The sequence below is a fragment of the Microlunatus ginsengisoli genome, assembly GCF_039537205.1.
In the GTDB taxonomy this organism is placed as follows: Bacteria; Actinomycetota; Actinomycetes; order Propionibacteriales; family Propionibacteriaceae; genus Microlunatus; species Microlunatus ginsengisoli.
The window spans coordinates 1-1,086 of record NZ_BAABAB010000053.1 but is presented as its reverse complement, the minus strand read 5'-3'; the positions used below and the strand labels follow the sequence as shown (position 1 = coordinate 1,086).

The window sequence follows — 1,086 nt, the reverse complement described above, 5'->3', positions numbered from 1 at the left end:
ACCACCCTTCTGACCACCAAACCCGAAGGATCACCCGCTACACCACGTCCAGGGACTTGACCGAGCTGGTTCAGTTTTCGCGGTCGTCGAAGCCCGGTCCCGAGGCGCTGCGGATCAGCTGTGGTGAATATCGTCGACGGCCCGGACGGAGGGTGATTTGGTGTGTCCGAATCGTCTCGATGTCGGACCAACGGACCAGGTCGGAGCCTCGGTGTCGCCAGCGTTGGATCGCGGCGATCGATCGCGGTGTGCGGACGGTGGAGCGTTCGGAGCCGAGGGTGGATGAGGTGGCATAGGGGCTGATCACGAAGCCGTAGATCCGTAGGTTGGGCATCGGCTGGTCGGTGATCGGGGGGCCGGGGATGAGCCGGACATCGATGATGTGGCCGACGACCTGGTGTTCGAGCAGGACCGGGCAGCCGAGGACACGTCCGGTGAACTCTTGGTGAACGACGTTTCCGGGCCTGGTAGGCGCAGACAAGGTAGTTGCAGGATCAAAGATTGTGAACGAGGCGTTTTTCATTCTGGTGATCGTGGTGGTGACGGCGTTGGCGATCGACTTCACCAACGGGTTCCACGACACCGCGAACGCATGGCGACCTCGATCGCAACCGGGGCGTTGAAACCGAAGGTCGCCGTCGGACTGTCAGCCATCCTGAACCTCGTCGGCGCGTTCCTCTCGATCGGGGTAGCTCGGTGACGGCGCGTGCCGACGTCGGCGACGAGCTCGACGTCTAGCGCCTTTTCGCCGAGTCGATGGCGGCGTTCGGCGGGGTGCCGATGTGCTGTCAACACGACAACGGACGAAGCCGGGCCCGTGTACGAGCAGGCCGCCGTTCACCTCCGTCAGCCGGGAGCAATCGTCCACCTATCGACGGCAGCGCCGATCCCGCCGAAGGTCGCCCCGAAACTGCGAGAGCGCACGTCAGGGTCGGACGAGCACCGTGAAATAGATGTTGAGCTTCCTCGAGTGGTGGTTGCGGACCATCGCTTGATCGTTCGGCGGCTCCGCTCTAGCCTCGTGATTTCGCCTGGTGGGGGTGTGTTCGGCGTGTAACGCGCGGAAGTGCCTGTCCTGCTTGGAAG

General features: G+C 63.5%; 1 protein-coding gene and 1 pseudogene. One reads left to right on the top strand and one right to left on the bottom strand.

Annotation, left to right across the window (positions count from 1 at the left end; genetic code table 11):
- Positions 1-70: 70 nt before the first annotated feature.
- On the bottom strand, positions 71-565 hold the full coding sequence (locus tag ABD747_RS25645; protein WP_344809998.1) for a hypothetical protein: 495 nt from the start codon (positions 563-565) through the stop codon (positions 71-73).
- On the opposite strand from ABD747_RS25645, the pseudogene ABD747_RS25640 reads away from it, so the two are divergent.
- Positions 504-697 (top strand): annotated as a pseudogene (locus ABD747_RS25640) (inorganic phosphate transporter); the annotation flags it as partial. The gene ABD747_RS25645 and the pseudogene ABD747_RS25640 overlap by 62 nt on opposite strands.
- Positions 698-1,086: the final 389 nt, after the last annotated feature.